Here is a 23,391-nt window from a genome sequence, read left to right on the forward strand (position 1 = left end):
GACTCTATCAGATCTTTTCTCGATCCGATTTCCTCGGTGCTTTCCAGGTTCTCGCTCTCGCGTTTCCCTTTCCGGCGGTTCCGACTCTATCAGATGCTTTCGGCGTCCGATTCCCGGTCGGCGGGATTGTCTTGGGCCTTGGGCTTTCGCCCGTCGGCCTTTCGACATTCACTACGCTAGCCCATTGCCTCGGCGACTCATAATCGAGTCTCACGGATGCGAATTCGGGCACGCGGGCGCACCAAAATTGACCCCGTCGAGGGCTTGTAGCTGGGTAGTGGATGGCCGCTCCGGCTGCAGGCGATTGCCGTACCCGGTTCAGCGGCTCGGGATACATTACGCACCTTCCAGGGCCGCGTCAACTTCGGCGGCGCCTCGGCGCGTGGGCCCGATAGGGGCTCACTGTCGGGTCGTTGGCCACCCAGAAGCGCCATGGATGGACCTCGCCGTTCCCGCCCTCGCCGGCCACTCCGGTGCGCGGGCCGCTGCGTACCTGGTCGGAAGGGACAGGGGTGCCCTTCAGCATGCGCAAGGGGGTGTCTCCCGGGGCGCAGGCGTCCGTACCGTCCAGAGCCCGGTCGACCTCCAGGGCCGTGGCCAGGCGCGCCGGCCCTTTGGCCAGTTCCTTGTCGCTCCGGGCCGAAAGTCGACGTTTGCGGGCCGGCTCGACGCCCTCGACGACCTCGCCGGCGCGGAGCAGGACGGCGCTCGCCCGGCCCTCGGGTCCACAGACGAGGTTCATGCAGTGCCACATGCCGTAGGTGAAGTAGACGTATACGTGTCCGGGGGGACCGAACATCACTTCGTTGCGGGGGGTGCGACCGCGGTACGCGTGCGACCCGGGGTCGTTCGGTCCGTCGTATGCCTCTACTTCTGTCAGGCGGACGGCGATCGGACCGTCGGGGGTCGTGCGGACCAGGATGCGGCCGAGGAGATCGGGGGCGACCTCGAGTACGGGCCGGTCGAAGAACTCTCGGGGCAGTGGCGTACGGTCCGGGGGCGCGATCATGCCGTCCGAGGGTAGTCCAGACGTGTCGGCGCGCCTGCGGAACCGGTCGTGCACGGATCGCGTTTGTACGGGGCGAGGGTCCATTCGTAAAGGGAGAGTCATGGCGTTCAAGAAGCTGCTCGCGAGCCTCGGGGCCGGTGGGGCCTCCGTCGAGACGGTGCTGACCGAGGTCAACGTGGTGCCGGGTGGCGTCGTCCAGGGTGAGGTGCGGATCCAGGGCGGGTCCGTGAACCAGGAGATCGAGGGCCTGTCCGTGGGCCTGCAGGCCAGGGTCGAGGTCGAGAGCGGCGACCAGGAGTACAAGCAGGACATCGAGTTCACGAAGGTGCGGCTCGGCGGTGCCTTCGAGCTGCAGGCGGGCGCCGTGCACGCGGTGCCGTTCGGCCTGGAGATCCCCTGGGAGACGCCGGTCACCATGATCGACGGTCAGGCGCTGCGCGGGATGAACATCGGTGTGACCACCGAGCTGGCGATCGCCCGCGCGGTGGACTCCGGCGACCTCGACCCGATCAACGTGCACCCGCTGCCGGCGCAGAAGGCGATCCTGGACGCCTTCATCCAGCTGGGCTTCCGCTTCAAGAACGCGGACATGGAGCGCGGCCACATCCGCGGCACGCGGCAGCGGCTGCCCTTCTACCAGGAGATCGAGTTCCACCCGCCGGCGCAGTACCGGGGGCTGAACCAGGTCGAGCTGAGCTTTGTGGCCGACGAGCACGCCATGGACGTCATCCTGGAAATGGACAAGAAGCCGGGTCTGTTCAGCGAGGGCTCGGACACCTACCGCTCCTTCCAGGTGGGTCTGCACGACTTCCACGGGACCGACTGGGCGGCATACCTCAACCAGTGGCTGTCCGAGGTCGGCAGCAAGCGCAACTGGTTCTAGGCTCTGACCTACTGAACGAAAACGATCAGGAGGTACCGAGGTGACCGAGCTCAAGCGGCGGCCGCTCCCCCACGACTTCCATCCGCCCGTGCCGTCGTTCACGGTGACGAGTGAGGACATCGAGGAAGGGGCGACGCTGGGGAGCGCCCAGGTCTACGCGGACGGGAACACCTCGCCGCAACTGCGCTGGGAGGGCTTCCCCGCGGAGACCAAGAGCTTCGCCGTGACCTGCTACGACCCCGATGCTCCGACCGGCAGCGGGTTCTGGCACTGGGTGCTGTTCGACATTCCGGCCTCCGTGACGGAGTTGCCGGCGGGAGCGGGCAGCGGGAAGTTCGAGGGTCTGCCCGAGGGTGCCGTACAGGCGCGCAACGACTACGGGACGAGGGACTTCGGCGGTGCCGCTCCGCCGCCCGGCGACGGCTCGCACCGGTACGTCTTCACGGTGTACGCGGTGGACCAGGAGAAGCTCGGCCCGGACGCGGACGCCTCGGCGGCCGTCGTCGGCTTCAATCTGCGGTTCCACGCGCTCGGGCGTGCCCAGCTCATCGGCGAGTACGAGAACCCCGCTCAGGGCTGACGCGCATCGCAACGATTCAGCCGAGCGTTCATGGAACGTTTGCTCGTCTCCGGTCTTGGAAGTGACCGGAGGCGGGCATTTTTTATTGCGTTGTCCATCTCGGCGCGCCCGTCCAGAGTTGATCCAAGCCCGCCGGGGGGTGGGCGGTGCACACGGGAGGTGGGCTGGATGCGTGACACGTTGGTCCTGAACGCGAGCTTCGAACCGCTGTCGACGGTGACTCTGAACCGAGCTGTCGTTCTGGTCCTCCAGGACAAGGCCGTGGTCGAGCAGGCCCATCCCGAGCTGCGGATGCGCGGTGCCGATGTGGACATTCCCGCGCCCCGGGTGATCAGACTGTGCAGATACGTACGGGTGCCGTTCCGAAGACAAGCGCCATGGTCGAGGCGGGGGGTGCTGGTCCGGGACCGGCACCGGTGCGCCTACTGCGGGCGCAGGGCGACGACCGTGGACCATGTGCTGCCGCGGTCGCACGGCGGCCGGGACACGTGGCTGAACACGGTGGCCGCGTGTGCGGAGGACAACCACCGCAAGGCCGACCGGACTCCGGAGGAGGCGGGGATGGCGCTGTTGCGGGAGCCGTTCGAGCCGACTCCGGCGGACGCCATGCTGCTGGCGCTGCGGGAGGACGACTTCGACACGCTTCCGGAGTGGCTGTCGCAGTCGGCGGCGTAGACGACGGGGTCCACGGCCCGCGGCGGCACGGCGGCGTGGACGGTCAACTCCGGGTGTACCGCGGAAGTTGCAGGAACCGGTGGCGTACGCCGTCCGTTGCCCGCCGAGGTCAACCGGGTGCGGGACGACGGCCGGGTGGCAGCGTCCGTACCTTCTTGCATCAGCACACCACGGCGGGGCCGGGCGAACGGCCCCGCGTGGGCCGCGGGTCGATCGAGGGGGCCCAAACGGGGGGACCCCGACCCGCGGCGTGCGGAAGGGACGATGACGTCATGAGCAAGCTCAGCCTGCGCACGCGGGCCACACTGTCGGCCACCGCCGTCGTGGCGGCGACGCTCGGGTTCTCCGGGATGACCGCCGGAGCGGCCCAGGCCAACACCCATGCGCCGACGCTCAACAACGGTTCCTCGGGTCACGGTGTGTGGTGCGTCCAGCGCATCATCAACCTCAACTACCCCGGGGCCCTGCAGGAGGACTCGCAGTACGGCAGCTACACCAAGGCGTGGGTGAAGTACTTCCAGGAGCACCACGGGCTGACGGGCAGCAACGCCGACGGCATCGTGGGCAAGAAGACCGGTACCGCGCTGCTGAAGTCCATCGGCGGCAACTCCTACTGCTACACGTACCTGCCCACCTCGAGCTGACCGCCCGCCCCTGAAGCCCGCCGGACCACGCGGGGCGGACCGCGGGGTGAGCGAGGGCCCGCCTTCCCCGGGAAGGCGGGCCCTTGTCGTGTGTGCGCTGTTCAGTCGATCTGCGGCTTCTCCCGGCGCTCGGCGCCCGGGCCGTTGTTCTGGGACGGGACGGAGGCACCGCCACCCTGGCCCCCTCCGCCCAGCGGGCCGAAGTTGCCCATCGCGCCGGACAGCCCCTTGAGGGCGTCGCCGATCTCGCTGGGGACGATCCAGAGCTTGTTGGCGTCACCCTCGGCGATCTTCGGGAGCATCTGGAGGTACTGGTAGGAGAGGAGCTTCTGGTCCGGGTCGCCGGCGTGGATCGCCTCGAAGACCGTTCGGACGGCCTGGGCCTCACCCTCGGCACGCAGAGCGGCGGCCTTGGCCTCACCCTCGGCGCGCAGGATCTGTGACTGCTTCTCACCCTCGGCGGTGAGGATGGCGGCCTGGCGCGTACCTTCCGCGGTCAGGATCGCGGCGCGCTTGTCACGGTCGGCGCGCATCTGCTTCTCCATCGAGTCCTGGATGGAGGTGGGCGGTTCGATGGCCTTCAGCTCGACACGGTTGACGCGGATGCCCCACTTGCCGGTGGCCTCGTCGAGGACGCCGCGCAGGGCCGCGTTGATCTCCTCGCGGGAGGTCAGGGTGCGTTCGAGGTCCATGCCGCCGATGATGTTGCGCAGTGTGGTGACGGTGAGCTGCTCGATGGCCTGGATGTAGCTGGCGACCTCGTAGGTGGCGGCACGGGCGTCGGTCACCTGGTAGTAGATGACCGTGTCGATGTTCACGACCAGGTTGTCCTGGGTGATCACCGGCTGGGGCGGGAAGGGGACGACCTGTTCGCGCAGGTCGATGCGGTTGCGGATGGTGTCGATGAAGGGGACCACGATGTTCAGGCCCGCGTTCAGTGTCCGCGTGTAGCGGCCGAAGCGCTCGACGATGGCGGCGCTGGCCTGTGGGATGACCTGGATGGTCTTGATCAGGGCGATGAAGACCAACACCACCAGAATGATCAGGACGATGATGACCGGTTCCATCGTTTTCCCCGTACCCCTCTCCGCTTCGGCCTTCGGCAGATCTTGTGGTTGTTGAAGATCTTGCTGGACGAGTCTGACAGACCGCCGCGGAACTCGTGGGTTGTTCCGTTCAGTTGAGTCCTGCGAGGTCAGATCGAGGTCGGCCGGTTCAGATGACGATCGCGGTGGCTCCCTCGATCTCCACGACGTCCACCTCCTGGCCCACGTCGTAGGCGCGGCCGGTGTCGAGGGAGCGGGCCGACCAGACTTCTCCGGCGAGCTTGATCCGGCCGCCGGAGCCGTCCACGCGCTCCAGGACGACCGCCTGCTTGCCCTTCAACGCGTCGATGCCCGTGGCGAGTCGGGGCCGCTGTCTGCTGTGCCGGGCCGCGATGGGCCGGACGACGGCGATGAGGGCGACCGACACAGCGAGGAAGACGAGCACCTGGACCACGACGTCGAGGCCGAGAGCGGCGACGACCGCGGCCGCGACCGCTCCCACCGCGAGCATGCCGAACTCCGGCATCGCGGTGACCACGAGCGGGATTCCGAGCGCCGCCGCGCCGACGAGCCACCACACCCATGCGTCGATGTCGTTCACATGGTCATGGTAGGGCCGCGAGTCGGGCGTCGGACAGGGCGCGAACGGGAGTGGGTCGCGGTCAGGACAGCGGCAGGCCGTGCGCGGTCCAGCGGTCGCCGACCTGCTCGACGACGAGCGGGAGGCCGAAGCAGCGGGAGAGGTTGCGGGAGCTGAGTTCCAGTTCGATCGGGCCCGCGGCGAGGACCTTGCCCTGACGGATCATGAGGACGTGGGTGAAGCCGGGCGCGATCTCCTCGACATGGTGGGTGACCATGATCATCGAGGGGGCGATGGGGTCGCTGGCGAGGCGGCCGAGGCGGCGCACCAGGTCCTCGCGGCCACCGAGGTCGAGTCCCGCGGCGGGCTCGTCGAGCAGGAGCAGCTCGGGGTCGGTCATCAGGGCGCGGGCGATCAGGGTGCGCTTGCGCTCGCCCTCGGAGAGGGTGCCGAAGCGGCGGTCCAGGTAGTCGCTCATGCCGAGGCGGTCGAGGAAGGCGCGGGCGCGCTGCTCGTCGATCTCGTCGTACTCCTCGTGCCAGCCGGCGGTCATGCCGTAGGCGGCGGTGAGGACGGTCTGCAGGACGGTCTGGCTCTTGGGGAGCTTCTCGGTCATGGCGATGCCGGCCATGCCGATGCGCGGGCGCAGATCGAAGACGTCGACCTTGCCGAGGGTGTCGCCGAGGATGGTGGCGGTGCCCTTGCTGGGGAAGAGGTAGCTGGAGGCGATGTTCAGGAGGGTGGTCTTGCCGGCGCCGTTGGGTCCGAGGATGACCCAGCGCTCGCCCTCCTTCACCGACCAGGAGACCTGGTCCACCAGAGCCCGGCCCTCGCGGACCACGGATACGTCCTCAAGCTCCAGAACATCGCTCATGAGCGCGTTGTCTCCCCTTGCAGTGTGGCCGGTCTCGGCTGTTGCGTACGCCTGTGGCTCGGTCCGCCGCGCCGGTGGGCGCAGCCCATATGAAATCTACGCCACGAGTGCGGCGCTCCATTCCATCGGTCCGGTCCTTAGGGTGGGGGCATGCTCTCGGAACCGCGTTCAGGACGCCTTGCCGCTTGGGGAAATGCCCTTTTGGCCGGACTTGCCTCTCCGGATGACGCCGCGCTCGCCATCGTGGGTGAGGACGCGGTGCACCGGGTGGAGGGGCTGCCGGGTGAATCAGCGCCGGTCGGGCTCACGCTCGCGCTGGGGCGACTGCGGACGCTGGGGGTGACCGGCCTGCGGGTGGCGCTGCCCGCGCCCGGGCATCCGCTGGGGCTGAGCGGGCCGGCGGAGTTCAATGCGCGGGCGCTGGAGGCGGAGGAGGCGGTGGTCTGCTTCGGTGCCGCCTTCGGGCTGGTGCCGGAGGTCTACGAGGCCGGGCCCGAGGGGGACGTGCACGTCGAGGTGGTCTGGTACGTACTGCCGGTGCGGGAGGCGCCGCCCGCCGATGTGCCCTCGCTGGGCGAGGCGGAGCGGGAGCTGGCGGAGGCCCTGCGGGAGGCGACCGAGGTGCTGTCGCGGCTGGATGTCGCCGGGTCGGGTCCGGTGGCGGAGGCGGCGATCGACGCGTACCGGGCGCGGGCCGAGCGGGGGCGCGAGGTTCTGGCGCCGGGGTACCCGTCGCGTGCGGTGCGGGTGCTGGAGCTGGCCCAGCGGGTCGGCCTGCTGGTGTCGCTGGCGCACGGCAGGGGGCACGGGGCGGCGGTCAGCTCCGCCGAGATGGCGGCACGGTCCGAGGCGCTGCGGCCGGTCGAGCGGACGGCGCGGCGGGCGCAGGTGGCGGCGTACAACGCCATCGTGGAGGAGCGGGAACGCGGAGTGCGCTGAATGCAGCGTATGCCGTGTATGCCGTGTATCCGCTGAGTGCACTGAATGTGGTAAGCGTGCCGAGTGCGGCGAACTCGGCGAGTGCACGGAGTAGGGTGAATCCGGCGAGTGCACGGATGCACTGCAATGCGGCTGGCGTGCGGAGTGCGCTGAAATGCGGTGGCCGGCGGCCACCTTCGTCCAGGCGGGTCGTACGACAGGCCGAGCCGGTCGTACGACAACCTGACAGGCCTCCCGGTGGATCCGGGAGACCTGAGGTCGTCGTCAGCCTTGGCTCAGTGGTTCAGGCCGAGGTTGCCGAAGGCCGGGTTCAGCACGCCGACCACGTTCACGCTGTTGCCGACCACGTTCACCGGGACGTGCACCGGGGCCTGAATGACGTTGCCCGAGACGACACCCGGAGAGCCCTTGGCCTCACCGTGGGCGCAGGCGCCGTCCGTGGCCGAGGCCATCCCCGCACCGGCGGCCAGCAGGCCACCGGCCACCATCGTCACGGCCGCGGCCTTCTTCAGGTTCTTCACTGTCCAAGTCCTCCTTGCGATCACTGCGGCGGTCCGCCGCAGCACGCACTGGAAAACGGCGGAGATCGCCGGAGGATGCGCCATGCGGGTGACATTCCCACGACGGTATGAATCTCAGCCCGGAGCGGAACCTTTCGAGTTGCCGTGCGTGAGGTGCTGGGGAGGGCGTTTCAGCCCGTCACGCCATGGCGTACGGCCCACAGGGCGGCCTGGGTTCGGTCGGCGAGGTCAAGTTTCATGAGGATGTTGGAGACGTGCGTCTTGACGGTCTTCTCGGACAGGACGAGGGCACGGGCGATCTCTCGGTTGGAGCGGCCGTCGGCGATCAGACCGAGCACCTCGCGCTCCCGTTCGGTCAGCGAACCTCCCCTGCCCTGTCCGGAGTTGGCCTCCTCCTGGGAGAGCAGGGCGCCGGCCACCTCCGGCTGGAGCAGGATGTGCCCGGCGTGCACGGAGCGGATCGCACCGGCGAGCGCGTCGGGGTCCACGTCCTTGTAGACGTACCCGGCGGCGCCCGCGCGCAGTGCCGGGACGACGGTGCGCTGCTCGGTGAAGCTGGTGACGATCAGCACGCGCGCGGGGTGGTCGAGTTCGCGGAGCTTGCGCAGGGCGTCGATGCCGTCCATGCCCGGCATCTTGACGTCCATGAGGACGACGTCGGGCCGCAGTTCCTCGGCGCGGGCGACTCCCTCGGCGCCGTCGGCGGCCTCGCCGACGACCTCGATGTCGTCCTGCACCTCCAGGAAGGTGCGCAGACCCCGGCGGACGACCTGGTGGTCGTCGACGAGCAGCACCTTGATTGCGTCAGCCACCGGGGACCTCCATCTCGATCGTGGTGCCCTTGCCGGGCGCCGATTCCACGGTCAGCGTGCCGCCGACCCCGCTCGCCCGGTCCCGCATCGAGACCAGGCCCAGGTGGCGTCCCGCACGGCGGACCGCTGTCGGGTCGAAGCCGCCGCCGTCGTCGGTGACCCGCAGCACGGCTCCGGAGCCGCGCCGCTCCATGCTGACGTGGACGTGCTCGGCGCCGGAGTGGCGCAGGGCGTTGTGCAGGGCTTCCTGGGCGACGCGCAGCACGGCCTCCTCCTGAGCGGAGGGCAGGGCGCGGCTGCCGGCGGCGGCGAAGCTGACGCGCGCGGTGTGGGCGCGGTCGAGGACCTGGATCTGGGTGCGCAGGGTGGCGATCAGGCCGTCCTCGTCCAGGGCGGCGGGGCGCAACTCCACGACGGCCGCGCGCAGTTCGTCGGTCGCCTCGGCGGCGAGCGCGGCAACCTGGTGCAGCTCGCCCCTGGCCCGCGCCGGGTCGCGGTCGATCAGCGCGGCGGCGGCCTGGGCGGTCAGGCGCAGGGAGAAGAGCTTCTGACTGACCGCGTCGTGCAGTTCGTGGGCGAGGCGGGAGCGTTCCTCGGCGATGGTCAGCTCGCGGCTGCGCTCGTAGAGGCGGGCGTTGGTGAGGGCGATGGCGGCGTGCTGGGCGAGGATGGAGAGCAGTTCCTCGTCCTCCTCGGTGAAGCCGCAGCCGCCCTCCGGCTTGGGGCAGCACTTGTTCGCGAGGAACAGCGCCCCGATGACGTCCTCGCCGTCCTTGATCGGCAGTCCCAGGAAGTCGGACATGTCCGGGTGGGCGGACGGCCAGCCCTCGAAGCGCGGGTCCTTGCGCACGTCGGCGAGGCGCTCGGGCCGGGCTTCGTGCAGCATCGCGGCGAGGATGCCGTGCTGGCGGGGCAGCGGCCCGATGGCCTTCCACTGGGCGTCGCTGACGCCGTCGACGACGAACTGGGCGAAGCCGCCGTGGTCGTCAGGGACGCCCAGGGCCGCGTACTGCGCGTCGAGCAGTTCGCGGGCGGAGGCGACGATCGTCTTGAGGACGTCGCGCACCTCGAGGTGCCTGCTCATGGCCAGCAGCGCGGAACTCACCGCGGCGAGGCCGGACCGGGGGGCGTGACTCATGTCCTCACGGTACCGGCGGGGTGTGACAGCACGGATCGGACCTGTGACCGCCCGGCCTGGGCCGCTGGGCCTAGGCCGGACGGAGTAGGTCCGCGAGCCCCCGACGTGCGGTGTACGTCGAAGGGCCCCGCCGTTCTGCGGCCGGCGCCCGAGGTGGCCGAGGGGGTGCCGTTCCTACGGTGTGGGCACCGCCCGGCCGGGGCGGTACCCGACGAGGGGACGGTTGTCATGCCGGTAGCGATCATCACGGGAGCGTCCAAGGGCCTGGGGCGGGCCCTCGCCGAGGCGCTGGCCGCGCGCGGCTGGGATCTGGTGCTCGACGCGCGGGGCGCGGGGCCGCTGAAGGAGGCCGCCGCCGCGGTCTCGGGGCACGGCACGCGCGTGGCGGCGCTGCCCGGGGATGTCACGGACGCCGGGCACCGGGCCGGGCTGGTGGCCGCCGCGCGGACGCTGGGCGGTTGCGATCTGCTGGTGAGCAATGCGAGCGCGCTGGGCGCCGAGCCGCTGGTGCGCCTTGCGGAGCTGCCCCTGGAGGGGCTGCGCCGGGCGCTGGAGGTGAACGCGGTGGCCGCGCTGGGCCTGGTCCAGGAGGCGCTGCCGCTGCTGCGGGAATCGGCGGCTGGCGCGGTGATCACGGTCAGCTCGGACGCCGCGGCGGAGGCGTACGGGACGTGGGGCGGCTACGGCGCCTCGAAGGCGGCCCTGGACCAGCTGGCCGCGGTGCTCGGCGCGGAGGAGCCGGGGCTGCGGGTGTGGGCGGTGGACCCCGGGGACATGGCGACGGACCTGTACGCGGCGGCCGTACCGGACGACGACGACCCGCGTCCTGCGCCGGCCACCGTCGTGCCGGCCTTCCTGCGGCTGCTGGACGAGCGGCCGGCGGGCGGCCGGTATGCGGCGCCGGCCCTGGTGGAGGGGCGATGAGCGTGGTCGAGCCGTTCGCCTCCGGTGCGCCGGACCCGGTGCGCGGGGGCCGGTCGCGCTCGCCCCTGCGGGCCGCCGCCGGCCCGGCCTCGCCACTGCCCCGCGTCCCTTCGGCCGTCGCGGTGGAGGTGCCGTGGGAACGGTCGGCGCGGGTGCCCGCCGAACAGCGCGGGCCGGGGCTCGGCCGGGATGCCGTACGGCTGCTGGTGTCGCGCGGTACCGAGGTGACGCATCACGGGTTCGCCGAGCTGGCGCGGCTGCTGCGGCCCGGGGACCTGCTGGTGGTGAACACCTCGCCCACGCTGGCCGCCGCGGTGGACGGCCGGATCGGGTACGCGCGCGTGGTGGTGCACTTCTCCACGCGCGGGGACGACGGGCGGTGGGCGGTCGAGCTGCGGGAGCCGGACGGGCGGGGTACTACGCGCGCGCGGACGGGCGGACCCGCGGGGACAGAGGTGAGGGTGCCGGGCGGGGCGCGGCTGGTTCTGGAGGAGCCGCTGAGCGGGCGCGGTGAGCGGCTGTGGTGGGCGCGGGTGTCCGGGGCGGAGGTCCTCCGGGTGCTGCGGGAGCACGGGCGGCCCATTCGCTACTCCTATACGGAGCGGGACCAGCCGCTGTCGGTGTACCAGACGGTGTTCGCGCTGCCCACGCCGGACGGGTCGGGCAGCGCGGAGATGCCGAGTGCGGCGCGGCCCTTCACCGCCCGGCTGGTGGCGGAGCTGGTGAGCCGAGGCATACGGTTCGCGCCGGTCACGCTGCACACGGGGGTCGCGTCGGCGGAGGCGCACGAGCCGCCGTATCCGGAGCGGTTCTCGGTGCCGGAGGCGTCGGCGCGGTCGATCAACGCCGTGCGGGCGGGCGACGGGCGGGTGATCGCGGTGGGGACGACGGCCGTGCGGGCCGTGGAGTCCGCGACCGGGGCGGACGGCGTGGTGCGCGCGGCCGACGGGTGGACCGATCTGGTGGTCACCCCCGCGCGCGGGGTGCGTGCGGTCGACGGGCTGCTGACCGGGCTGCACGAGCCGGAGGCCTCGCATCTGCTGATGCTGGAGGCGGTGGCGGGGCGGGCCGCGGTCGACCGGGCGTACGAGGAGGCGCTGAGCGGGCTCTATCTGTGGCACGAGTTCGGGGACGTCCATCTCATCCTGCCGGAGGAGAGCCCTCACACAGAGCGTTGCGACGGCAACTCCCGGTGAGACCGTTGCGTCCCCGATGTGAGCCCGCACATAGGGCGCGCATCACGTACGAACGGACATAGGAGATAAAGCGCCCCCATATGAACGGGACAGACGGCATAGTCTGTCCCGTTTTGCCCTTCCCTGATCCACTACCGGGCATCGTACGTCACACCTTTGCCAGGGCATTTTGCGGCCGCTAAGAATTGCTCTCGTCGCTCGGCACCGCAGGGGTTCCCCCCTCGGAGTCCGTGCGGGAGGAACCGATTCCCCCGGCGGACGCAGGAGCGATCTCCGCGCTATACGAAGAGGTCCGTGAGCCATGCCCAAGAACTTCCTCACCCGTGGTCATAGTCGTAACCTGACCAAGCAGCACAAGATCGCGATCGCCGGTGTCACCACGCTCGGTGCCGCCGCCCTCGCCTTCTCGGCCGTCCCCGGCAACGCCGGCACCGTCACCACCGGCGCCCCGGCCACGACGGCCCAGGTGCAGTTCGCCGCCCAGCCGGTCAAGGACGTCCAGGGCACGCTCACCAACCAGCTCGCGGGCCAGACGGTCAAGCTCGACGCCTTCGCCGCCAAGCAGAAGGCCGCCACCGACGCCGCCAAGAAGCAGGCCGAGGCCCAGGCCAAGCAGAAGGCCGCCGCCGACGCCGCCAAGAAGGCCGTCCAGGAGCGCACCGCCCAGGAAGCCGCGAACCGTTCCGCCCAGCGTCCCCAGATGCAGCTGGTCGCCGCGAAGTCCTACTCGAACAACCTCGACGGCTGGATCCGCCAGGCCCTGGACATCATGAAGACCAAGGGCATCCCGGGCAGCTACAACGGCCTGCACAAGAACATCATGCGGGAGTCGTCCGGCAACCCCATGGCCATCAACAACTGGGACATCAACGCGATCAACGGCATCCCGTCGAAGGGTCTGCTGCAGGTCATCCCGCCGACCTTCAACGCGTACCACGTCAACGGCACGTCCTGGAACATCTACGACCCGGTCGCCAACATCACCGCCGCCGCCAACTACGCGGCCGACAAGTACGGCTCGATCGACAACGTGAACAGCGCGTACTGAGGCCTGGCGCGGGACCTCTGAAACACGCGGAAGGGCGGCACCCCTCGGGGGGTGCCGCCCTTCACGTCGTGCGAGCTGCGGTCGCTGCCACGCCTTCCCCGCGCCGTACGGGCCGCGTTCCCCGCGCCGTACGGGCCGCGGCTACTTCCGCATGACCTCCGGCTCGTGCCGGCGCAGGAAGCGCGCGACGAAGAACCCGCAGATCACACCGAGGACGATCAGCGCGACCATGTCCAGGCCCCAGGCCGAGGCCGTGTGGTTCCACAGCGGGTCCGTGCTGCCCGGGTCGTCGGTGTTCGGCGCGATGTTGTTGAAGTCCAGCGTGGCGCCCGCGGCCGCCACCGCCCAGCGCGACGGCATCAGGTACGAGAACTCGTTCACACCGAGGGTGCCGTGCAGGGTGAAGAGGCAGCCGGTGAACACGACCTGGATGATCGCGAACATCACCAGCAGCGGCATGGTCTTCTCGGCGGTCTTCACCAGCGAGGAGATGACCAGTCCGAACATCATCGAGGTGAAGCCGAGCGCCATGATCGGCAGGCACAGCTCGACCAGCGTCGAATTGCCGAGGACGAGCCCCTGGTCGGGGATCTCGCGGCTGGAGAAGCCGATCACGCCGACCATCAGGCCCTGGAGCACGGTGACCGCGCCCAGGACGACCACCTTCGACATCAGATAGGCCGACCGGGACAGGCCGGTCGCGCGCTCCCGTTCGTAGATGACCCGTTCCTTGATCAGCTCACGTACGGAGTTCGCGGCACCCGCGAAGCACGCGCCGACCGCGAGGATCAGCAGCACGGTGGTGGCCGTCCCGTTCGGGATGTGCTGGCCGGTGCGCGGGTTGACCGCCGCGTTGACCAGCAGGCCCCGGTTGTGGTCGATCAGGAGGCTGACCGCGCCGAGCACCGCGGGAAGGATCACCGTGAGCGCAAGGAATCCCTTGTCGGAGGCGATGACCGCCGCATAACGCCGGATCAGGGTCATCAGCTGCGAGCCCCAGCCCTGCGGCTTGGGCGGCTTCATCGCCTGCGGCGGAGGCATGTGTACGGACTGCGGTGCGACCGCGTCGATGTCCGCGGCGTACATCTGGTAGTGCTGCGAGCCCTTCCAGCGGCCCGCCCAGTCGTAGTCGCGGTAGTTCTCGAAGGCGGAGAAGACATCGGCCCAGGTGTCGTAGCCGAAGAAGTTCAGCGCTTCCTCCGGCGGGCCGAAGTAGGCCACCGAACCGCCGGGCGCCATCACCAGGAGCTTGTCGCAGATCGCCAGCTCGGCCACGGAGTGGGTGACCACGAGGACCGTACGGCCGTCGTCGGCCAGGCCCCGCAGCAGCTGCATGACGTCACGGTCCATGCCCGGGTCGAGGCCCGAGGTCGGCTCGTCCAGGAAGATCAGCGACGGCTTGGTGAGCAGCTCCAGCGCCACCGAGACCCGCTTGCGCTGGCCGCCGGACAGGGAGGTGACCTTCTTGTCCTTGTGGATGTCCAGCTTCAGCTCGCGCAGCACCTCGTCGATGCGGGCGTTGCGCTCCTGCGCGGTGGTGTCGGCCGGGAAGCGCAGCTTGGCCGCGTACTTCAGGGCCTTCTTGACGGTCAGCTCCTTGTGCAGGATGTCGTCCTGCGGGACCAGACCGATGCGCTGACGCAGCTCGGCGAACTGCTTGTAGAGGTTCCGGTTGTCGTACAGGACCTCGCCCTGGTTGGCGGGCCGGTAGCCGGTGAGCGCCTTCAGCAGGGTCGACTTGCCCGAGCCGGACGGGCCGATGACGGCGATCAGCGACTTCTCCGGGACACCGAAGGAGACGTCCTTCAGGATCTGCTTGCCGCCGTCGACGGTGACGGTCAGATGACGCGCCGAGAAGGAGACCTCACCGGTGTCGACGAACTCTTCGAGGCGGTCGCCGACGATACGGAAGGTGGAGTGGCCGACGCCCACGATGTCGCTCGGGCCGAGCAGCACCGAGCCGCCCTTGGCGATCGGCTGGCCGTTGACGTACGTGCCGTTGTGCGAGCCCAGGTCACGGATCTCGAAGCGGCCGTCGGGCGTGGAGTGGAACTCGGCGTGGTGCCGGGAGACCTGCAGGTCGGAGACGACCAGCTCGTTCTCCAGGGCACGGCCGATGCGCATCACGCGGCCGACCGCGAACTGGTGGAACGTCGTGGGGCTGCGGTCTCCGTAGACCGGCGGCGCCCCCGCGCCACCACCGGGCGTCTTCTGCGCGTACTGCTCGGGCGGCCCGCTCTGCTGGTGCGGGAACGGCGCGGGCTGCTGCTGCGGCTGCTGCCAGTCGGCCGGTGCGGCCTGCTGCGGCACCTGCTGCGCCCAGCCGGGGCCCGCACCCTGAGCGGCGTACGGCGCCGCCTGCGGCTGCTGCTGCGGCTGCGCCACCGCGGCCGCGGCGCCCGACAGGTTCAGGCGCGGTCCGTCGGTCGCGTTGCCGAGGTGCACCGCCGAGCCGGGGCCGATCTCCGTCTGCTGGATCCGCTGACCCTGCACGAAGGTGCCATTGGTACTGCCGTGGTCCTCGATGACCCAACTGGCCCCGTCGAAACTGACCGTGGCGTGTCGCCAGGAGACCCTGGCGTCGTCGAACACGACGTCTCCCTGCGGATCGCGTCCGAGTGTGTAGGTCCTGGACGAATCGAGCGTCCAGGTCCGTCCGTTTGATTCCAGTACGAGTTCCGGCACTCCATGCCCCACTGAGTTGTCCCCCGAGTTACCCCCATCACAGGGAGTCTAGGGATGTCGAACATCGTGGGGAACTATTTCAGGCTCGGCCCGGTGACCGAAAGTCGGGCCTTGTGAAGGGCGCCCGCGCGCGCTTCAACTCGCCCCGTTGACGGGGTTGAAACCGGGCCGGAGAGTGGTAATCCCCCGCGAGGGGGACAAGCGCGGCTGCGGTGCCGCGCCGCGGATCGGGGGGTCTGCCATGAGCGCTGCCACGGGTGTCGAGAACGCACGGCGCGGTACGCCGCTGCCGTGGGGGGACATCCTGCTCTCCGCAATCGCCGCGGTGAGCTGGGCGTTGATAGGGATGGCGGGCACGGCCGCGCTCGGCCTGCATCTGCTGCGGGCGGACGCGGCGGGCTCGCTGGGCCCCATGACGGCGGCGGTTGTGGCGCTCGGGGCGGGTGGTTCGGTCTCACCGGCGGGCGATGTGTCCGCCTTCGGACTGAAAGGCGCAGAGGCCCACACGGCCGTCGAGATCACGCCACTCGGCGTCAGCCTGGTGGGCGCCCTGCTGCTCTCCTGGTTCTTCCTACGGTCGCTGCGCGCCGCCGGAGTTGCCGTCACCCCCGCCGAACTCCTCGCGCGCGCGGGCACGGTGGTGGCGCTCTTCGTGGCGATGCTCGGCGGGCTGGCCTGGGCCGGGCACGACGTCATCACGATCGACGGCGGTTCGCTCGGCCTGGACAGACTGCCCGGCGGGGGAGGCAAAGGGGGCGGCCTGGGCATCCCCGGTCTGGGGGACATCGGCGGGCTGCTGCCGGACCGGATCGGTGACCTGATCCACGCCAAGGCCGCCGTCGGCTTCACCGTCGACACCGCAGCCACCCTCCTCGGCGGTCTCGGCTGGTCCGCAGGCATCCTGCTGATCGCCCTGCTCGCCTCCCGCCGCACTCCCCTGCCGGCCGGCTGGGAGGTCGTGCACCGGGTGGTGCGGCCGGCCGTCTCGGCGCTCGTCACCGTACTGCTGCTGACCGTCGTCGCCGGGCTCGCGGCAGCGGCGTACGCGGCGATCGGCGACGACCACCCGCGCCGGATCGCCGGCGCGGCGCTGCTCGGCGCCCCGAACGGGGTGTGGCTCGGCGTCCCCGTCGGCCTGTTCGTCCCCTGGGACGGCAGGGCCACCGGCGCGCTGGGCACAGTGCTGCCCCACCCGCTCGACCAGTTGCTGAGCGCGCAGTCGGACCAGCCCGTCACCCTGGGCCGGCTGGCCGGTCTGGACGGGCGGGTGTGGCTGCTCGCGCTGGCCGCGGCACTGATGATGCTGCTGGCCGGCGTGCTGACGGCGGTGCGGACGCCGGTGCGGGGCTCGTCCGGTGAGCCGGGCGGTGCCCTGGGCTTCGCCGGGCGCTGCGCTCTGCGGCTCGGGATCGCGACGGCGCTGGCCCTGCCTCTTCTCGCCTGGCTGGCGGACGTCTCGGTGGACGCCTCGCTCTCCGTGCTGGGCTTCGACGCCTTCGGCGCGGGCATCGAACTGCACGGGCATCTGGGCATGGCGCTGCTCCTGGGCGCGGTGTGGGGCGCGGGGGCCGGCACGGTGGGAGCGCTGCTCGCCCGGGCTACGGGGGCCGCGGGTGCACGGGCGGTGTGGCCGGCCCGGGGCACGGTGGGCGGCGGGGCGGTCGCGGGTGGGGCGGTCGCGGGTGGGGGCGGGCGTGACGGCGGAGACAGGCGCTCGGGATACGGAAGCGCGGCCGGGCCGTACGTGCCGGGCCGGCCGTACCGGCCGCCGAACCCCGATACGAACCCCTATCTCCAGGTGCCGGAGGAACTGCGGGCGCGGCCCGAGGACGCGCGACCGCGCTCGGCCTGGGACGCGCGACCGCGCTCGACCGGGGACGAACCGACCTCGGCGGGCAGCGCACCACTCGCGGCCGGAGGCGAACCGCCCTCGGCGGGGGACGACATGTACGGCGCCCCCACCGTCGCCAGGCCCTTCGACGCACCTCCGCCCCCGCGCCGGAGCCGCCGCGGCGGACGCGCGCGTGATCGTTCGCAGGACGGACCGGCCGACGGGCCGCCGCCGCCCCCGCCGCCGCCCCTGCCCCCGCGACCGCCCGGGACACCCAGGAAGTGAGCCCGCCACACGGGTGCGGCGGAGGGGGCCCGCGGGTCACACCCCGGGGCTGCGCATCACCAGCGCGAGCGTGACCCACCCGAGCGTCGGGAGAGCCGTCGTGACCCACACGTCTTCAGCGCCGTCGTGGCCCACACGTCCTGAGCGCCGTCGTGGCCTGCACGTCCTGAGCGCCGTCGTGGCCTACACGTCCTGAGCGCCGTCGTGGCCCGCGCCTCGTGAGCGCCATCGCGGCCCACTCCTCGTACGCGCCACCTTGGCCCACTCGTCGTAGGCGCCACCTTGGCCCACGCACCCCAAGCGCCGCCGCGGCCACGCACCCCAGGCCCCACCGTGGCCCGCGCACCGCAAGCGCCGCCGTGGCACAGTCGTGGTGGGGCGGGCCGCGCCGCAGGTCCGGACCGACGGGCCGTCGCCGAGAGGCAAGATCCCCTACATCGGCCGGACACCCATTGTTCCGTGTCCGTCAGGCGGACCTCAGGGGCGAGAGGCACTGGGTGCCGGATACGGTGGTGACACCATGAGCGCTTCGCAGACCTCCGAGGTCCCCACTCTCCTCGTCAAGATTTTCGGCAAGGACAGGCCGGGCATCACGGCCGGCCTCTTCGACACCCTCGCCGCCTACCTCGTCGACGTGGTCGACATCGAGCAGGTCGTCACGCGGGGCCGACTGGTGCTGTGCGTGCTGGTCACCCAGCCGCCGGCCGGCCTGGAGGGCGACCTGCGGGCGACCGTGCACAGCTGGGCCGAGTCGATGAAGATGCAGGCGGAGATCATCTCGGGGCACGGCGACAACCGCCCGCGCGGTCTCGGGCGCTCTCTGGTGACCGTTCTCGGTCACCCCCTCACCGCCGAGTCCACGGCCGCCGTCGCGGCCCGGATCGCCAAGGCCGGCGGCAACATCGACCGTATTTTCCGCCTTGCCAAGTACCCGGTGACGGCGGTGGAGTTCGCCGTGTCCGGTGTGGAGACGGAGCCGTTGCGTACGGCCCTGGCGACCGACGCGGCGGCACTGGGTGTCGACATCGCGGTCGTCTCGGCGGGCCTGCACCGGCGCGCCCAGCGGCTGGTGGTCATGGACGTGGACTCCACGCTCATCCAGGACGAGGTCATCGAGCTGTTCGCCGCGCACGCCGGCTGCGAGGACAAGGTCGCCGAGGTGACGGCGGCGGCGATGCGCGGGGAGCTGGACTTCGAGCAGTCGCTGCACGCACGCGTGGCGCTGTTGCAGGGGCTGGACGCATCGGTGGTGGACAAGGTGCGCAACGAGGTGCGGCTGACGCCGGGCGCGCGCACGCTCATCCGCACCCTGAAGCGCCTCGGCTACCAAGTAGGGGTCGTCTCCGGCGGGTTCACGCAGGTCACTGACGATCTGAAGGAGCGGCTGGGCCTGGACTTCGCGCAGGCCAACACGCTGGAGATCGTCGACGGGAAGCTGACCGGGCGGGTCACCGGCGAGATCGTGGACCGCGCGGGCAAGGCGCGGCTGCTGCGCCGGTTCGCCGCGGAGGCCGGGGTGCCGCTGTCGCAGACGGTGGCGATCGGCGACGGCGCCAATGACCTCGACATGCTGAACGCAGCCGGTCTCGGCGTCGCCTTCAACGCCAAGCCGGTGGTCCGCGAGGCCGCGCACACGTCGGTGAACTTCCCCTTCCTGGACACCGTCCTGTATCTGCTGGGCATCACCCGTGAAGAGGTCGAGGCGGCCGACACGCACGACGAGGGCTGAGCCGGCACTGCGCCGTTCGCCGTATGCACGGCAGGAGGGCCCGGCACCGCTGCGGTGCCGGGCCCTCCTGCCGTGCGTACCGTCACTCGGAGGGTGCCCAGTAGTCCGCCAGCGTGGCCACGCCCGGCTCCAGGCCCTTCCAGATGCCGTCGAAGGACAGCAGCGCGAAGGCGGCGGCGGGGAAACCGCGGCGGTTCATCCGCTCGCGGGCCTCGCCCGTGGACTGGCCCGCGAGGATGTCGGCCAGGCCGTGCACGCCCGGGTTGTGGCCGATCAGGATCGCGTTCTGCACGTCGTCCGGGATCTCGTTGAGCACGGCGATCAGCTCGCCGGGCGAGGCTTCGTAGACCCGCTCCTCGTAGATGGTTTTCGGCCGGTGTGCGAGTTCGTGGACGGCGAGCTTCCAGGTCTCGCGGGTCCGGACGGCGGTGGAGCACACGGCCAGGTCGAAGGTGATGCCGGTGTCGGCCAGCTTGCGCCCGGCGACGGCAGCGTCCTTGCGGCCCCGCTCGGCGAGCGGGCGCTCATGGTCGGACACCTGGGGCCAGTCGGCTTTCGCATGCCGGAAGAGGATGATCCTGCGGGGTTCTGCGACGCTCATGTGACCCAGCTTCGCATGAAACAGGCCACCTGGCGCAGGGAGTTGACCATGCAAATTCACCGCGTGAGGGGGCTCTGCGTCAGCGCGCGAGGAGCTGCTGCACGCGCTCGAAAAGGTGCGTGATCGCCGGGTCGCCGCTCGCCGCGTGGGCGTCCGACGGGTTCAGTATCAGGGCGAGCAGTGTGATGAAGGCGAGGGCGGGCAGGGCGAGCGCCCACCACGGCAGCCGCAGGTCGACGCTGCCCGTGGTCGCCGGGTGGAGCCGGGTGTGGGTGCGGGCCGGCATGGTCGCCTCCGTGGATCTTCGAGTGGTCCTGGCCGCCCGGTGCGGTCATATCTCGAAGTTACGGAGGACCGGGCCGCCAACCCATCCGGGCATCCACCCAGTTGACCCTGACCCTGGCCCCCTAGGGGATGGGGGGCTAGCCCCACCCCGAGAAGGTGCGGGGCGGCTCGGAGCAGGTCAGGGCGAGGCGATCGTCGCGATGACGGCGATGACGGCGAAGATGGCGAAGAACGTGCCGAAGACGAGCAGCATCTTCTTCTGGCTGTTCTTCGGGTTCGGCTCGAGCACAGGCTGCATGCGGCCAGTCTCGCACCCTTCGTCCGGAACGGAGCGGCGGGGGGCCGTTCGGAGGACAGGCGGTAGGCACCTCGCGGGGCCGCGGACCGGCGCATGCCCCCCGGGGGACCCGGCGGGCGCAGGGCCTGCGGATCGGCCGGGGTAACCGGCCGGCACGGCCGCCGGGGGGACCGCCCGGCGGATCGACGGTGGCGGGGGGCTGCCCCGCGGATCGACGGTGACGGGGACTGCCCCGCGGATCGGCCCGGGAGGCGGGCTAGCCTGCTGCCTCGTCCTCCACCGTTCGGTTGCGGCCTGCCAGGAAACCCACCGCCATCTGGGGCAGCATCAGGCCGGCCATGAGGGCGATCGGCAGCCCCCAGCCGCCGCTCTGCTGGTAGAGCACGCCGACCAGCAGCGGGCCGGGGATGGAGATCAGATAGCCGGTGCTCTGTGCGAACGCGGACAGCTGGACCACGCCCGGGCCGGTCCTCGCGCGCATACCGACCATCGTCAGCGCCAGCGGGAAGGCGCAGTTGGAGATGCCGAGCAGCAGGGCCCAGGCCCAGGCGCCGCCGGCCGGTGCGAAGTACAGGCCGGCATAGCCCGCGAGGCCGCAGACGCCGAGGACCAGCGCGATCGGCCCTTGGTGGGGCAGCCGGGTGGCGAGGCGCGGGATGACGAAGGCCAGCGGCACGCCCATCACCATGGTGACGGCGAGGAGCAGGCCGGCCGTGCCGGCCGGAACACCGGCGTCCCGGAAGATCTGCGCCATCCAGCCCATCGTGATGTAGGCGGCGGTGGCCTGGAGCCCGAAGAAGACGGCGAGCGCCCAGGCCGTGCGGCTCCGGGTGATGCGCAGCGGGGCCTGCTCCCGCCGCTCGCCGGCCTCCCGCGACCGCTCCCTGGGCGTGTCCGCCGGCTGCCGGTCAGGGGCGGCGCCCCGCTCGCGGACCAGCGGCAGCCAGGGCAGTACGGCGGCGGCCGCGAGCCCTGCCCACACGGTGAGCCCGGACTGCCAGTGGCCGCCCAGGGCGTCGGTCAGGGGCACGGTCACCGCGGCGGCGAGGGAGGTGCCGAGGGCGAGGGCCATGGAGTACAGGCCGGTCATGGAGCCGACCCGGTCGGGGAACCACCGCTTGACGATGACCGGCATCAGCACGTTGCTGACGGCGATGCCCATGAGGGCGAGTGCGCTCGCGGCCAGGAAGCCGGCCGTGCTCCCGGTGTACGGCCGTATCAGCAGGCCGGCGGTGATGGCGGCCATGCCGGCGCACACCACGGCGCCCGGCCCGAAGCGGCGGGCCAGGCGGGGCGCCATGACGCCGAAGACGGCGAAGCAGAGCGGGGGCACGGAGGTCAGCAGCCCGGCCACGCTGCCGCTCATGCCGAGTCCGTCGCGGACCTCCTCCAGGAGCGCGCCGAGGCTGGTGATGGCCGGGCGGAGGTTCAGCGCGGACAGCACGATGCCGACGACTACCAGACGGGTCGCCCACGCGCGCGTGGGCGGGGTCTCACGCGGGCCCGCCGCCACGGTCGTACCGCGTCCGGCGGACGGCCTCTCGGTCGAAGACGTCTCCGTGCGGGTTTCGACGGTCCGGGTCTCGGCGGTCCGGGTTTCCGCGGTCCGGGTTTCCTCACTAGCCATGTGGCCCATCATAGAATCATGGGATGATTGGTTGTCCACTCCCGGGACGCCGCCGCCCGGGCTCCTCGTGCGAAGGTGTGCCATGCCCTTGAGCCACCCGCGTCGTTCGGCGCTGTCCGAGCAGGTCATCGCCGCGCTGCGCAGTCAGATCGCCTCCGGCGAGTGGCCGGTCGGCTCGCGCATCCCGACCGAGCCGGAACTGGTCGAGCAGCTCGGGGTCGCCCGCAACACCGTCCGCGAGGCCGTCCGCGCGCTCGCCCACAACGGTCTGCTGGACATCCGCCAGGGCTCGGGGACCTATGTCGCGGCGACGAGCGAGCTGGCCGGCGTGATGCACCGCCGGTTCGCCGGCGCGGACCCCCGGCACATCGCCGAGCTGCGTGCCGCCCTGGAGTCGGCGGCGGCGAAGCTGGCCGCCGAGCGGCGCACCGAGAAGGACCTCAAGCAGCTGGACGCGCTCCTGGTGCGCCGCGAGCAGGCCTGGGAGGCCGGCGAGGCCGAGGCCTTCGTGACCGTCGACGCGACCTTCCACCTGGCCGTGGTGGCCGCCTCGCACAACGACGTCATGACGGCGATGTACGCCGACCTGGGCGAAGTGCTGCGGGACTGGCTGCGCGCGGACGTGGGCGCCGAGCTGACGCCGGAGACGTACATGGACCATGCCCGGCTGGTGGACGCGATCCGCGCGGGCGACGCGGAGGCGGCGGCCACGGAGGCCGCGAGCTATCCGTTCCTGTGCCGGCCGGGCCGGTTCAGCGCTTCTTCTGGTGGCTGATCCACACCGACTGGACGCTGCGCCAGCACCGGCCGGTGAGCCGTACGGTCATGGCGGGATCCGTGTCCACCGGGGCGCTGTCGGTGTCGATGTCCCACCAGCGGGCGCACTCGATGTGCAGGCGCACCCGGTCGACGTCGACGTAGGGATTGTGGCAGTAGGCCACCACCTGGGAGCCGTGCACGGCCGTACGGCAGGTGGCGCCGAACAGGCTCGGCGCGGGCGGCTTGCCGTCGCCCACGCGCGCGTGGGACATCGCGTCGTACGGCAGGGAGAGCACGAGGGCTGCGGCCACGGTCACCGGGGCCAGGCTGCGGGACAGGCGCACAAAAGGACCTCCTGGGCCGGGCTGCGGAGGGATGCGCGAGGTGAACGCGTAATCCAGAGTGCGCCGTTGCCGCCCGGC

24 protein-coding genes are annotated in these 23,391 nt (G+C 71.2%); 11 read left to right on the top strand and 13 right to left on the bottom strand.

All coding sequences use genetic code 11. The features are described from left to right. Positions 1 to 358 precede the first annotated feature (358 nt). A complete protein-coding gene (locus tag ACZ7P3_RS16205) occupies positions 359 to 1,009 on the bottom strand; it encodes a DNA-3-methyladenine glycosylase (protein WP_472082019.1) in 651 nt (216 codons plus the stop codon). A gap of 100 nt (positions 1,010 to 1,109) precedes the next feature. Between ACZ7P3_RS16205 and ACZ7P3_RS16210 the strand changes: the two genes are divergently transcribed. The 4 genes from ACZ7P3_RS16210 to ACZ7P3_RS16225 all read left to right on the top strand — a co-directional run bounded on the left by ACZ7P3_RS16210 (position 1,110) and on the right by ACZ7P3_RS16225 (position 3,791). Beyond that, positions 1,110 to 1,892 (top strand): sporulation protein, encoded by a 783-nt coding sequence (locus ACZ7P3_RS16210; RefSeq protein ID WP_362696945.1) that lies wholly within the window; start codon positions 1,110 to 1,112, stop codon positions 1,890 to 1,892. 40 nt (positions 1,893 to 1,932) lie between these two features. Then, positions 1,933 to 2,472: a YbhB/YbcL family Raf kinase inhibitor-like protein gene (locus ACZ7P3_RS16215; protein ID WP_472082021.1), complete on the top strand. Its 540-nt coding sequence runs from the start codon at positions 1,933 to 1,935 to the stop codon at positions 2,470 to 2,472. Positions 2,473 to 2,640: 168 nt separating this feature from the next. Continuing rightward, positions 2,641 to 3,147, top strand: a complete 507-nt coding sequence (locus ACZ7P3_RS16220) for an HNH endonuclease (protein ID WP_472082023.1) — start codon at positions 2,641 to 2,643, stop codon at positions 3,145 to 3,147. A 272-nt stretch (positions 3,148 to 3,419) separates the two neighbouring features. Beyond that, a complete protein-coding gene (locus tag ACZ7P3_RS16225; protein WP_472082025.1) occupies positions 3,420 to 3,791 on the top strand; it encodes a peptidoglycan-binding domain-containing protein in 372 nt (123 codons plus the stop codon). A 101-nt stretch (positions 3,792 to 3,892) separates the two neighbouring features. Here ACZ7P3_RS16225 and ACZ7P3_RS16230 read toward each other — a convergent pair whose 3' ends face one another. The 3 genes from ACZ7P3_RS16230 to ACZ7P3_RS16240 form a co-directional block, all read right to left on the bottom strand. Continuing rightward, the gene (locus ACZ7P3_RS16230; RefSeq protein ID WP_472082027.1) at positions 3,893 to 4,858 is read right to left on the bottom strand and encodes an SPFH domain-containing protein; all 966 of its coding nucleotides are present in this window, start codon (positions 4,856 to 4,858) and stop codon (positions 3,893 to 3,895) included. Positions 4,859 to 5,006: 148 nt separating this feature from the next. Beyond that, positions 5,007 to 5,438, bottom strand: a complete 432-nt coding sequence (locus tag ACZ7P3_RS16235) for an NfeD family protein (protein ID WP_472082029.1) — start codon at positions 5,436 to 5,438, stop codon at positions 5,007 to 5,009. A gap of 61 nt (positions 5,439 to 5,499) precedes the next feature. Then, complete coding sequence (locus ACZ7P3_RS16240) at positions 5,500 to 6,291, bottom strand: ABC transporter ATP-binding protein (protein WP_472082031.1); 792 nt, start codon at positions 6,289 to 6,291, stop codon at positions 5,500 to 5,502. A gap of 150 nt (positions 6,292 to 6,441) precedes the next feature. On the opposite strand from ACZ7P3_RS16240, the gene ACZ7P3_RS16245 reads away from it, so the two are divergent. Continuing rightward, complete coding sequence (locus ACZ7P3_RS16245; protein WP_472082033.1) at positions 6,442 to 7,230, top strand: hypothetical protein; 789 nt, start codon at positions 6,442 to 6,444, stop codon at positions 7,228 to 7,230. 275 nt (positions 7,231 to 7,505) lie between these two features. Here the strand turns inward: ACZ7P3_RS16245 and ACZ7P3_RS16250 are convergent, their stop codons facing one another. From ACZ7P3_RS16250 to ACZ7P3_RS16260, 3 genes are all read right to left on the bottom strand, one after another. After that, complete coding sequence (locus ACZ7P3_RS16250; protein ID WP_472082035.1) at positions 7,506 to 7,751, bottom strand: chaplin; 246 nt, start codon at positions 7,749 to 7,751, stop codon at positions 7,506 to 7,508. 170 nt (positions 7,752 to 7,921) lie between these two features. Further along, positions 7,922 to 8,563 (bottom strand): response regulator, encoded by a 642-nt coding sequence (locus ACZ7P3_RS16255; RefSeq protein WP_472082036.1) that lies wholly within the window; start codon positions 8,561 to 8,563, stop codon positions 7,922 to 7,924. Beyond that, complete coding sequence (locus tag ACZ7P3_RS16260; protein ID WP_472082038.1) at positions 8,556 to 9,701, bottom strand: GAF domain-containing sensor histidine kinase; 1,146 nt, start codon at positions 9,699 to 9,701, stop codon at positions 8,556 to 8,558. Before ACZ7P3_RS16260 ends, ACZ7P3_RS16255 begins: the two co-directional genes overlap by 8 nt. 228 nt (positions 9,702 to 9,929) lie before the next feature. On the opposite strand from ACZ7P3_RS16260, the gene ACZ7P3_RS16265 reads away from it, so the two are divergent. The 3 genes from ACZ7P3_RS16265 (at position 9,930) to ACZ7P3_RS16275 (ending at position 12,869) form a co-directional block, all read left to right on the top strand. Beyond that, entirely contained in the window at positions 9,930 to 10,625 is a 696-nt protein-coding gene (locus ACZ7P3_RS16265; RefSeq protein ID WP_472082040.1) for an SDR family NAD(P)-dependent oxidoreductase, read from the top strand. Then, on the top strand, positions 10,622 to 11,821 hold the full coding sequence (locus tag ACZ7P3_RS16270; protein WP_472082042.1) for an S-adenosylmethionine:tRNA ribosyltransferase-isomerase: 1,200 nt from the start codon (positions 10,622 to 10,624) through the stop codon (positions 11,819 to 11,821). The genes ACZ7P3_RS16265 and ACZ7P3_RS16270 overlap by 4 nt, the downstream gene beginning before the upstream one ends. Positions 11,822 to 12,122: 301 nt before the next feature. Further along, a complete protein-coding gene (locus ACZ7P3_RS16275) occupies positions 12,123 to 12,869 on the top strand; it encodes a transglycosylase SLT domain-containing protein (RefSeq protein WP_472082044.1) in 747 nt (248 codons plus the stop codon). A 141-nt stretch (positions 12,870 to 13,010) separates the two neighbouring features. Here the strand turns inward: ACZ7P3_RS16275 and ACZ7P3_RS16280 are convergent, their stop codons facing one another. Beyond that, a complete protein-coding gene (locus ACZ7P3_RS16280) occupies positions 13,011 to 15,554 on the bottom strand; it encodes an ABC transporter ATP-binding protein/permease (protein ID WP_472082046.1) in 2,544 nt (847 codons plus the stop codon). 241 nt (positions 15,555 to 15,795) lie between these two features. Between ACZ7P3_RS16280 and ACZ7P3_RS16285 the strand changes: the two genes are divergently transcribed. Both ACZ7P3_RS16285 and serB read left to right on the top strand, forming a co-directional pair. Further along, positions 15,796 to 17,670, top strand: a complete 1,875-nt coding sequence (locus ACZ7P3_RS16285) for a streptophobe family protein (RefSeq protein ID WP_472082048.1) — start codon at positions 15,796 to 15,798, stop codon at positions 17,668 to 17,670. Between the two features lie 520 nt (positions 17,671 to 18,190). Beyond that, positions 18,191 to 19,399: a phosphoserine phosphatase SerB gene (gene serB / locus ACZ7P3_RS16290; RefSeq protein WP_472082050.1), complete on the top strand. Its 1,209-nt coding sequence runs from the start codon at positions 18,191 to 18,193 to the stop codon at positions 19,397 to 19,399. Between the two features lie 82 nt (positions 19,400 to 19,481). Here serB and ACZ7P3_RS16295 read toward each other — a convergent pair whose 3' ends face one another. The 4 genes from ACZ7P3_RS16295 to ACZ7P3_RS16310 form a co-directional block, all read right to left on the bottom strand. Next, positions 19,482 to 20,000 carry a SixA phosphatase family protein gene (locus tag ACZ7P3_RS16295; RefSeq protein ID WP_472082052.1) on the bottom strand — a complete coding sequence of 173 codons (519 nt, stop codon included), beginning with the start codon at positions 19,998 to 20,000 and terminating at the stop codon, positions 19,482 to 19,484. Between the two features lie 79 nt (positions 20,001 to 20,079). Then, a complete protein-coding gene (locus tag ACZ7P3_RS16300) occupies positions 20,080 to 20,286 on the bottom strand; it encodes a hypothetical protein (RefSeq protein WP_472082054.1) in 207 nt (68 codons plus the stop codon). Positions 20,287 to 20,463: 177 nt separating this feature from the next. Beyond that, positions 20,464 to 20,583, bottom strand: coding sequence for an SGM_5486 family transporter-associated protein (locus tag ACZ7P3_RS16305; protein WP_472082056.1), 120 nt, complete (start codon positions 20,581 to 20,583; stop codon positions 20,464 to 20,466). A 256-nt stretch (positions 20,584 to 20,839) separates the two neighbouring features. Then, positions 20,840 to 22,210 carry a CynX/NimT family MFS transporter gene (locus ACZ7P3_RS16310; protein ID WP_472082058.1) on the bottom strand — a complete coding sequence of 457 codons (1,371 nt, stop codon included), beginning with the start codon at positions 22,208 to 22,210 and terminating at the stop codon, positions 20,840 to 20,842. An 82-nt stretch (positions 22,211 to 22,292) separates the two neighbouring features. Here ACZ7P3_RS16310 and ACZ7P3_RS16315 point away from each other — a divergent pair, with 82 nt between their 5' ends. Further along, entirely contained in the window at positions 22,293 to 22,985 is a 693-nt protein-coding gene (locus ACZ7P3_RS16315; protein WP_472082060.1) for a FadR/GntR family transcriptional regulator, read from the top strand. Here ACZ7P3_RS16315 and ACZ7P3_RS16320 read toward each other — a convergent pair. Further along, complete coding sequence (locus tag ACZ7P3_RS16320) at positions 22,963 to 23,313, bottom strand: hypothetical protein (RefSeq protein WP_472082062.1); 351 nt, start codon at positions 23,311 to 23,313, stop codon at positions 22,963 to 22,965. The genes ACZ7P3_RS16315 and ACZ7P3_RS16320 overlap by 23 nt on opposite strands. Positions 23,314 to 23,391 lie beyond the last annotated feature (78 nt).

The sequence above is a fragment of the Streptomyces sp. NPDC107581 genome (assembly GCF_055657175.1).

Excerpts from the sequence above, each read along its gene's own strand:
- ACZ7P3_RS16230 (WP_472082027.1), bottom strand. The coding sequence starts at position 4,858 with ATGGAACCGGTCATCATCGTCCTGATCATTCTGGTGGTGTTGGTCTTC.
- ACZ7P3_RS16260 (WP_472082038.1), bottom strand. The coding sequence starts at position 9,701 with ATGAGTCACGCCCCCCGGTCCGGCCTCGCCGCGGTGAGTTCCGCGCTG.
- ACZ7P3_RS16225 (WP_472082025.1), top strand. The coding sequence starts at position 3,420 with ATGAGCAAGCTCAGCCTGCGCACGCGGGCCACACTGTCGGCCACCGCC.
- ACZ7P3_RS16310 (WP_472082058.1), bottom strand. The coding sequence starts at position 22,210 with ATGGCTAGTGAGGAAACCCGGACCGCGGAAACCCGGACCGCCGAGACC.
- ACZ7P3_RS16220 (WP_472082023.1), top strand. The coding sequence starts at position 2,641 with ATGCGTGACACGTTGGTCCTGAACGCGAGCTTCGAACCGCTGTCGACG.
- ACZ7P3_RS16265 (WP_472082040.1), top strand. The coding sequence starts at position 9,930 with ATGCCGGTAGCGATCATCACGGGAGCGTCCAAGGGCCTGGGGCGGGCC.
- ACZ7P3_RS16270 (WP_472082042.1), top strand. The coding sequence starts at position 10,622 with ATGAGCGTGGTCGAGCCGTTCGCCTCCGGTGCGCCGGACCCGGTGCGC.
- ACZ7P3_RS16210 (WP_362696945.1), top strand. The coding sequence starts at position 1,110 with ATGGCGTTCAAGAAGCTGCTCGCGAGCCTCGGGGCCGGTGGGGCCTCC.
- ACZ7P3_RS16315 (WP_472082060.1), top strand. The coding sequence starts at position 22,293 with ATGCCCTTGAGCCACCCGCGTCGTTCGGCGCTGTCCGAGCAGGTCATC.
- ACZ7P3_RS16275 (WP_472082044.1), top strand. The coding sequence starts at position 12,123 with ATGCCCAAGAACTTCCTCACCCGTGGTCATAGTCGTAACCTGACCAAG.
- serB (WP_472082050.1), top strand. The coding sequence starts at position 18,191 with ATGAGCGCTTCGCAGACCTCCGAGGTCCCCACTCTCCTCGTCAAGATT.
- ACZ7P3_RS16240 (WP_472082031.1), bottom strand. The coding sequence starts at position 6,291 with ATGAGCGATGTTCTGGAGCTTGAGGACGTATCCGTGGTCCGCGAGGGC.
- ACZ7P3_RS16285 (WP_472082048.1), top strand. The coding sequence starts at position 15,796 with ATGAGCGCTGCCACGGGTGTCGAGAACGCACGGCGCGGTACGCCGCTG.
- ACZ7P3_RS16300 (WP_472082054.1), bottom strand. The coding sequence starts at position 20,286 with ATGCCGGCCCGCACCCACACCCGGCTCCACCCGGCGACCACGGGCAGC.
- ACZ7P3_RS16295 (WP_472082052.1), bottom strand. The coding sequence starts at position 20,000 with ATGAGCGTCGCAGAACCCCGCAGGATCATCCTCTTCCGGCATGCGAAA.
- ACZ7P3_RS16245 (WP_472082033.1), top strand. The coding sequence starts at position 6,442 with ATGCTCTCGGAACCGCGTTCAGGACGCCTTGCCGCTTGGGGAAATGCC.
- ACZ7P3_RS16305 (WP_472082056.1), bottom strand. The coding sequence starts at position 20,583 with ATGCAGCCTGTGCTCGAGCCGAACCCGAAGAACAGCCAGAAGAAGATG.
- ACZ7P3_RS16205 (WP_472082019.1), bottom strand. The coding sequence starts at position 1,009 with ATGATCGCGCCCCCGGACCGTACGCCACTGCCCCGAGAGTTCTTCGAC.